7 protein-coding genes and 1 rRNA gene are annotated in these 8507 nt (G+C 65.5%); 6 read left to right on the top strand and 2 right to left on the bottom strand.

The window, feature by feature from the left end:
• Positions 1–82, top strand: a 5S ribosomal RNA gene (rrf, locus tag AC069H_RS33850); the annotation flags it as partial.
• A 119-nt stretch (positions 83–201) separates the two neighbouring features.
• Here the strand turns inward: rrf and AC069H_RS33845 are convergent.
• Positions 202–648 (bottom strand): Lrp/AsnC family transcriptional regulator, encoded by a 447-nt coding sequence (locus AC069H_RS33845; protein ID WP_478226677.1) that lies wholly within the window; start codon positions 646–648, stop codon positions 202–204.
• Positions 649–755: 107 nt separating this feature from the next.
• Here AC069H_RS33845 and AC069H_RS33840 point away from each other — a divergent pair, with 107 nt between their 5' ends.
• The 5 genes from AC069H_RS33840 (at position 756) to AC069H_RS33820 (ending at position 6912) form a co-directional block, all read left to right on the top strand.
• Positions 756–1208 (top strand): rhodanese-like domain-containing protein, encoded by a 453-nt coding sequence (locus tag AC069H_RS33840; protein ID WP_478235035.1) that lies wholly within the window; start codon positions 756–758, stop codon positions 1206–1208.
• Positions 1209–1292: 84 nt separating this feature from the next.
• Positions 1293–2048 carry a type 1 glutamine amidotransferase gene (locus tag AC069H_RS33835; RefSeq protein ID WP_478235034.1) on the top strand — a complete coding sequence of 252 codons (756 nt, stop codon included), beginning with the start codon at positions 1293–1295 and terminating at the stop codon, positions 2046–2048.
• A gap of 93 nt (positions 2049–2141) precedes the next feature.
• Positions 2142–3272 (top strand): inorganic phosphate transporter, encoded by a 1131-nt coding sequence (locus AC069H_RS33830; RefSeq protein WP_340684301.1) that lies wholly within the window; start codon positions 2142–2144, stop codon positions 3270–3272.
• Positions 3273–3377: 105 nt separating this feature from the next.
• Positions 3378–6350, top strand: coding sequence for a bifunctional [glutamine synthetase] adenylyltransferase/[glutamine synthetase]-adenylyl-L-tyrosine phosphorylase (locus AC069H_RS33825; RefSeq protein WP_478235033.1), 2973 nt, complete (start codon positions 3378–3380; stop codon positions 6348–6350).
• Positions 6351–6477: 127 nt separating this feature from the next.
• Entirely contained in the window at positions 6478–6912 is a 435-nt protein-coding gene (locus AC069H_RS33820) for an acyl-CoA thioesterase (protein ID WP_478235032.1), read from the top strand.
• Between the two features lie 88 nt (positions 6913–7000).
• Here AC069H_RS33820 and glnA read toward each other — a convergent pair whose 3' ends face one another.
• Positions 7001–8425 (bottom strand): type I glutamate--ammonia ligase, encoded by a 1425-nt coding sequence (gene glnA, locus AC069H_RS33815; protein ID WP_007033879.1) that lies wholly within the window; start codon positions 8423–8425, stop codon positions 7001–7003.
• Positions 8426–8507: the final 82 nt, after the last annotated feature.

Below are 8507 nucleotides of genomic sequence, written 5' to 3'. Positions count from 1 at the left end.
CATTCCGAACCCGGAAGCTAAGCCTGACAGCGCCGATGGTACTGCAACCGAAGGGTTGTGGGAGAGTAGGACACCGCCGGACTAACATTGATAAAGGGTCCAGGCCCCGGTCGAGAACCACGAGTTCTCCCGGGGCCTGGACCCTTTTCATGTCCGCCCTCGCCAAGTGGTAGCAAAGGTCCCTTGCTCCCCGCGGCGTCGTCAGCAGCTGGGCCGGCCAACCGCGCGCCGGCGCACAGGCGACGAGAAGACCAGCGAAGTCGTCGTCTCCCCATAGCGCTGCATCCGCTCTACGAGTGCCTCCAACTCCGCAGTGTTCCGGCAGGCGACTCGCACCAGCCAACACTCGTCACCCGTGACGTGATCGGCGTCGAGGATCTGGGGAAGCGGGAGGATGGTTTCGCGGAAGCGCGCCGTGTCCAAACTCCGCACCTTCGCCCGGACCATCGCCTCGATCGGTAACCCGAGCTTCGCCACGTCGACGTTGGCCGAGTATCCGGTGATGATCCCCTTCTCCTCGAGCCGACGAACCCGCTCGGTCACCGCGGGCGCGGACAGCGACACTCGCCGACCGAGTTCCGAGAAGGTCAACCGGCCGTCGGACTGGAGCAGTTCGAGTAGCTGCCAGTCTAGATCGTCGAGGTTCACAGAACTCCAGGTTGATCGTCGTGCCCACCAGGAAACTCCAGGCTAGCCGTCGGCAACACCTGGATCTTCCGATGTCGTGGATGATCACTGGTCAGCAGGATTGAGACATGACGACCGAACCCCGCGTACTCATGTTTCCGGCCTTGGCCAGCGCGTCCGCGGCCGCGCTCCTGCGTGCCGAGCTCGCTCTCGAAGTCGACCCGGATGATCTGGCCCGAGACCTCACCTCTGGTGCTCGGCAGGGGTACGTGGTCGTCGAGACCCGAGCTCCTGAAGCCTTCGCGTCGGCTCGCATCCCAGGCGCGATCAACCTCCCGTACCGGAAGATGACGCCCGAGTCGGTCCGCGGGCTGGACCGTGAACTCGTCTACGTCTGCTACTGCGAAAGCATCCACTGCAACGCCGCGACCAAGGGAGCACTGAGGCTCGCGGAACTCGGCTTCAAGGTCAAGCGCCTGTCCGGCGGCATCACCGCCTGGCAAGCGTCCGGCTATCCCGTCGACCGGGACGCCTCGATACTCGCTATCACCTCGACGTCCACTCCCCGCTGCGCCTGCTGACCAAATAAGCAGGGGACCTTTGCTACCGCCGCCTCGAGTGGTAGCAAAGGTCCCCTGCTCTCCCGGCGGTCGTAGGCTGGAGACGTGACCGTTCCCAAGTTGCTCGTCATCCAGCCGGATGCATCAGACCCGATCGGCCCCCTCGGTGACTGGCTCACCGAGGCGGGAGCTGAACTCGACATCCGGTTGCTGCCCGATCAGGCGATCCCCTCCGATCTTGCTGGGTATGCGGGCGTCGTATGCCTCGGCGGTGGGATGGGCGCCAACGATGATGGCGATCATCCGTGGCTGGCGGACGTACGGAAGCTTCTTTCGAAGGCCGCGGGTGCGCGCATCCCGACGCTCGCGATTTGCCTCGGTGGTCAGCTCCTGGCGGTGGCGTTGGGCGGCAGCGTCGCCACAGGTGATCAAGGGCCTGAGGTCGGCCCCGGCCTTGTGTCCAAGAAGGACGCTGCCTGGACCGACCCGCTCTTCGCGGACTTACCGCTCATGCAGGACGTCCTGCAGTTTCACAACGACGTGATCACCCGGCTGCCCGCAGGCGCCGAGCTCCTCGCCTCTTCGCCGCGGTACGCCTACCAGGCCTTCCGATTCGACCGTTGTGCCTACGGTGTCCAGTTCCATATCGAGACGACGCCGGATGTGGTCCTCGACTGGGCGCGGCAGTCGCCGGAAATGGCAGAACTCACCCGGCCGGACGCACTGACCCCGGAAAACCTCGCTCGGGTGCATGCCGACATCACCGAAACCTGGCAGCCGTTCGCCCATCGCTTCGTCCGTCTGGTGTCCGGCGACCTCGTCCCGGCTGCGGACCGTCAACGTACATTGCCGATGGCTTAACGACTTATGTCTCAAATACGTATGGGTTATTAACACTCGGGTCTTGCCGTCAGGTACCTTGCGAAGGGAATTTCGAAGGGTTCGGAGGTCGGGGTGGAGCCCTCAGTCTTGGTCGTGCTCGTCGTCGTCACGGCCCTAATTTTCGATTTCACGAACGGGTTCCACGACACGGCCAACTCGATGGCAACGTCGATCGCCACCGGGGCGTTGCGTCCCAAGGTCGCGGTGACGATCTCCGCGGTCCTGAACCTGGTCGGAGCGTTCCTGTCGGTCGAGGTAGCCAAGACCATCTCCAATGGACTCGTCGACGACTCCAAGATCGGACCGGCGATCGTGTTCGGCGGCCTGGTCGGGGCGATCGTGTGGAACCTGATCACGTGGTTCGTCGGACTGCCGTCCAGCTCGTCCCACGCGCTCTTCGGCGGGCTGATCGGTGCCACGTGGGTATCGGCCGGGACGGACTCAGTCCATTTCGGAAAGATCATCGAGAAGGTGCTGGTCCCAGCGGCACTCTCGCCGGTTTTGGCCGGCCTCGTCGCGATGATCGTGACGTACTTCGTCTACCGGATCTTCGTTCGCCGGGGCCGTACGGCTGGCTTCCGGGTCGGCCAGATCATTTCGGCCTCGCTGGTCTCGCTCGCCCACGGCACGAACGACGCGCAGAAGACGATGGGCGTCATCACGCTGACGATGATCACCGCCGGAACCCTCCCCGCCGGGGCCGGGCCGCCGCTTTGGGTGATCGTCAGCGCGGCGCTGGCGCTCGCGCTCGGCACGTACCTGGGTGGCTGGCGAATCACCTTCACGCTGGGTAAAGGCCTGACGGACATCGATGGCCCGCAGGGCTTCGCCGCGCAGACCAGCTCGGCGGCGGTCATTCTCGCCTCGACGAATTTCGGCTTTCCGCTTTCGACGACCCACGTCTGCTCCGGCGGCATCGTCGGTTCCGGGGTGGGCAGGAACGAATCACCGGTTCGCTGGCGCACAGCCGGCCGCATGGTGACCGCCTGGCTGTTCACACTTCCCGCCGCTGCCATCGTCGGTGCCGCGGCCGGCCTCGTGACGTCGACGGGCACGGTGGGCACGATCGCCGTTGGTGTCGCGGGCCTGGCGATCGGTATCGGGATCTATCTCCTTTCACGGCGAAGCCCCGTCAACGCGGGCAGCTTCGCCACCCCCGCCCCGACCGTTCCTGAACAGGAAGTCGGCAGGATCGCCGCCTAGGAGAGCAAGGGACCTTTGCTACCGCCTCGACGCGGCAGCAAAGGTCCCTTGCTCCCTTGCGCGTCCGTCTGGTCTCGGGCGGCAGGGCGACTACGGTGGAAGCCGATGGTTGAGCGCGCCAGGCCGACCGCTTCCGTGGCGAGATACGGCTTCACCGACCCCCGTGCCGACGGGCAGCTGCGTGCTGCCGGTTGGTGGACCGAGTCCGGCCCGGACGGCTCCGCCGCCGCCGTGATGTCGGCACTTTCCCGTGCAGCGGATCCCGATCTCGCGCTGAGCGGGCTGGACCGGATCAGGGAAGCCGACCCCGGTACCTGGCATGAGCTCGACCAGGCGCTCCGCACAAACCGAACCTTCCGCGGCCGGTTGCTCGGTGTTCTGGGCACTTCGAGCGCGCTCGCGGACTTCCTGGTCGCGAACACCGACTGCTGGAAAACCCTCCAGGGTGAGAAGAACATTGCCCCGGATCAGTACGTGAGCAGTCTTCTCGACCACTTGCGACCAGACGGAGAGCTGCTCACAGGGCTCGAGTCGGAGCAAGCTCTTCGCATCGGCTACCGCGAACTGCTGCTCGGAATAGCTGCGGCCGACCTCGGGCATCTCGTCGAACCCGGCCTCCGCCCGCCACCCTATGCCGAGATCGGGGCCCAGCTCACGACGCTGGCCGAAGCCGCGCTGATCGTCGGGCTGCTGGTCGCGGAGGCCGAGGTGAGTGCCGCTGCCGAAGGCCACCTGGCCGTGATCGCGATGGGCAAATGCGGCGGTCGAGAGCTGAACTATGTAAGCGACGTGGATGTCATCTTCGTCGGAGATGGAGATCTTTCGGTATCTACGCGGCTGGCCAGCACGATGATGCGTGTGGTCGGCAAGGCATGTTTCGAGGTCGATGCGGCGTTGCGACCGGAGGGCAAGGCGGGCGCCTTGGTCCGAACCCTCGACGGCCATGCCGCCTACTATCAGAAGTGGGCCAAGACCTGGGAGTTTCAGGCCTTGCTCAAAGCGCGGCCGGTCGCAGGCGATGCCGAGCTCGGGCGTCAGTACGCGGAGATGGTCGCACCGAAGGTGTGGGCAGCGGCCGATCGGGAGAATTTCGTTCCCGAGGTGCAGAAGATGCGGCGCCGCGTCGAAGGCCATGTGCCGTCCGCGCACGCTGAACGGGAGCTCAAGCTGGGGCGCGGTGGCCTTCGCGACGTCGAGTTCGCCGTGCAGTTGCTGCAACTGGTCCACGGCCGGATCGACGCTGAGCTGCGTTCCCCGTCCACGATGGACGCACTCGCTGCCTTGGGGGACGGCGGATACGTTGGCCGGAAGGACGCCGCGGAGCTCGCTTCGTCCTACGAGTTCCTCCGGACCATCGAGCACCGGCTCCAGCTTCGCCGACTACGGCGTACGCACTTGTTCCCTGCCACTTCGGACGTCAGCGAGCTGCGAACGGTCGCGAGAGCGAGCGGTGTGCGCCCGGCCCGGGGTAGAGGTGAAGGGGACGTGTTGGTGGCGGAGTTCCGCCGCCACCTGCAGAGCATCCGGCGTCTTCACGAGAAACTCTTCTATCGGCCCCTGTTGCAATCGGTCGCGAACGTGCCGACCGAAGCACTGCGGCTGACCACAAAACAGGCGGAGAGCCGCCTTGCCGCCCTCGGCTACGCCGCGCCGGATGGGGCCCTGCAGCACATCAAGGCACTGACTGCGGGAATGTCCCGCCGGGCGGCCATCCAGCAAGCTCTGCTGCCGGTCTTGTTGGACCTTCTCGCCGACACTCCAGACCCTGACCGTGGCCTCCTGTCCTATCGGAAGGTCTCGGAAGCACTCGAAGAAACGCCCTGGTACCTCAGGGTTCTTCGGGACGAGGGTGCCGTCGTCGAGCGGCTCGCATTCCTGCTCGGCACATCACGTCTGGTGCCCGACCTGCTGGCCAGAGCGCCGGAAGTACTGCAGTTGCTCGGCGATCCAGCGCGGCTGGCCGGCCGTACTCCGGCGGAGGTAGCCACTTCACTGCGAGCTGCCGTGCGGCGTCAGCCGGGCTTGAATGCCGCTGTCGCGGCCGCGAGATCGTTGCGTCGGCACGAGATGCTCCGGATCGCGTCGGCGGATTTGTTGGGGCTGCTCGATGTCCCAGCCGTCTGCGAGGCGCTGTCCAGTGTGTGGGTCGCCGTGCTTCAAGGTGCCCTGGCTGCTGCTTTTCGCCAGCGCCAGGCCGAGCTCGGCCAGACCCCCGCGAAGATCGCCGTCATCGGAATGGGACGGTTGGGCGGGGCCGAACTCGGCTACGGATCGGACGCGGACGTTCTCTTCGTGTGCGAGCCCGCAGAGGGCGTGTCGGACTCCGAAGCAGCGAAGTTCGCTTCCTCCGTCGCCGAGACGGTCCGCAAGATCCTCGGTGCCCCCAGCGCCGACCCGGCACTGATCGTCGACGCCGATCTCCGTCCGGAGGGGCGGAGCGGCCCGTTGGTGCGAACCCTCGAGTCCTACCGCAGCTACTACGGGCGGTGGGCCGAGGTCTGGGAATCGCAGGCGCTGCTCCGGGCTCGGTTCATCGCCGGTGACGACGACCTCGGCGCGCGGTTCATCGAGATGATCGACCCCATCCGCTACCCGCCGGCAGGCCTCGACTCGGTCCGCGTGCGGGAGATCAGGCGGATCAAGGCGCGCGTGGAAACGGAACGGATGCCCAGGGGCGCCGACCCGACCCGGCACACGAAACTCGGCCGTGGAGGGCTCGCTGACGTGGAATGGACGGTGCAGCTCATGCAGCTGCGTCATGGACACGAAGTCGAAGGGCTTCGGACCACGTCGACGATCGAGGCCCTGAAGGCCGCGGCAGAGGCGGGGCTCGCCGAGCCCGCCGAGATCGAGTCCCTGACCGAGGCCTGGTTGCTGGCGACGCGTGTCCGTAACGCCGGGATGCTGGTCCGCGGTAAGGCGGTCGACGAAATCCCCAGCTCCGGTCGCGATCTCGCCGCGGTCGCACGAGTGCTCGGCTACTCGGCCGATGACGATCCAGGCGAGTTCCTCGATGCCTACCGGCGGACGACGCGACGTGCCCATGCGGTCGTGGAGACCCTTTTCTACCAAGGCTGACCGCTCTGACCTGTGGTTAGGGAGCAAGGGACCTTTGCTGTCGCTTGCCCGGGTTGGGGGGACGGCAGCAAAGGTCCCTTGCTCACACTCGGCGTCGCGGACGATGGGTGGCCCTTACAGTGGACTGGTGACTGTGCGCGAGCCCTTTCGCACCCGGATCAAGGTGCGTCATTACGAGCTGGACACCCTCGGCCATCTCAACCATGCCGTGTACCACTCGTACGGCGAGGTCTCCAGACTTGAGCTGATGGAACTCGCAGGCGGCCTCAACGCGGGTATGCGTGAGGCGAATCTTGCTTTCGTGCTGCTCGAATCCCACATCGTCTTCCGACGCGAGCTTCGGGCAGGCGATGTCGTCGACGTGACCTGCGATGCCAAGTTCGGCACCGGCAAGACCTTCCACATGGACTCGAACATCTACAAGATCGACGGCACCCTCTCGGCGGAGATCACGTGCACGCTGGGGTTGATGGATCTCGAGCGACGCAAACTGGTGGACGACCCGCGTGGCCGCATCGAGCGAGCGGGCGTCGACCTGAAGGTTCTCTCCACTTCGGAGTAGCCGTACTACCTGGTCCATAAGAAACGCCGGTGGTGAGGGCGCTTCCGCACCTCACCACCGGCGTGCTCTTGGTGTTCCTACCGCACGATCACACGTCGTAGTACAGCGAGAACTCGTACGGGTGCGGACGCAGCCGCAGCGGGTCGATCTCGTTCTCACGCTTGTAGGAGATCCACGTTTCGATCACATCGGGAGTGAACACGCCGCCCTCGAGCAGGTAGTCGTGGTCGGCTTCCAGCGTGTCGAGAACCGCGCCAAGGTCGCCCGGGACGAGTTTGACGTTCTGGGCCTCCTCCGGCGGAAGCTCGTAGAGGTCCTTGTCGATGGGCTCCGGCGGTTCGATCTTGTTCTTGATGCCGTCGAGACCGGCCATCATCATCGCCGAGAAAGCGAGGTACGGGTTGCCGGACGAGTCCGGGCACCGGAACTCGGCGCGCTTGGCCTTCGGGTTGTTGCCCGTGATGGGGATACGGACACAAGCCGACCGGTTCCGCTGCGAGTACACCAGGCTGACGGGGGCCTCGAAGCCCGGCACGAGCCGGTGGTACGAGTTGACGGTCGGGTTGGTGAAGGCCAGCAGGCTCGGCGCGTGCTTGAGCAGACCACCGATGTAGTGGCGGGCGGTGTCGGACAGACCCGCGTATCCCGACTCGTCGTGGAACAGCGGCGTGCCGTCCTTCCACAGCGACTGGTGGCAGTGCATGCCCGAGCCGTTGTCGCCGGCGAGCGGCTTCGGCATGAAGGTCGCGGTCTTGCCGGCGGCGAACACGGTGTTCTTCACGATGTACTTGAACAGCTGCAGGTCGTCCGCAGCGTGCAGCAGCGTGTTGAACTTGTAGTTGATCTCGGTCTGGCCGGCGGTGCCCACCTCGTGGTGCGCGCGCTCGATCTCGAAACCGGAGCCCTGCAGGTTACGGACGATCTCGTCGCGCAGGTCGGCGAAGTGGTCGACCGGCGGGACGGGGAAGTAGCCGCCCTTGAACTTCGTCTTGTAACCCTGGTTGCCGCCCGGCACGTCGGCACCGGTGTTCCACCAGCCCTCGACGGAGTCGATCTCGTGGAAAGAGGCGTGCTCGGCCGAGTCGAACCGGATCGAGTCGAAGATGTAGAACTCGGCCTCGGGGCCGAAGAACACGTTGTCCGCTACGCCGTACTCGGAGATGTACTGCTCGGCCTTGCGCGCGATGTTGCGCGGGTCGCGGCTGTACGCCTCGCGGGTGAACGGGTCGTGCACGAAGAAGTTCAGCGAGAGCGTCTTCGCCTTGCGGAACGGGTCGATACGAGCCGTCTCGGGGTCCGGGAGGAGCAGCATGTCGGATTCGTGGATCGACTGGAAACCACGCACCGAGGAGCCGTCGAAGGCCAGGCCTTCTTCGTAGGCTTCCTCGTTGAACGCCTTCGCCGGAACGGTGAAGTGCTGCATAACGCCGGGCAGGTCGCAGAACCTGACGTCGACGACCTCTACGTTCTCGTCGGCGATTAGGCGCTGAATGTCGTCTGGAGTAGTGGGCACCCTCGGTGACTCCTTCTCGTTCGTTGCCGGCGGCAGTACTCTCTTCGGCTCACGCTAAGAGCGCGGTGTTGCCCGACCGTCA

Source organism: Amycolatopsis sp. NPDC043887 (assembly GCF_056435665.1).
The sequence above is the reverse complement of the archived record's forward strand: the minus strand, read 5'-3'. Positions and strand labels throughout refer to the sequence as shown.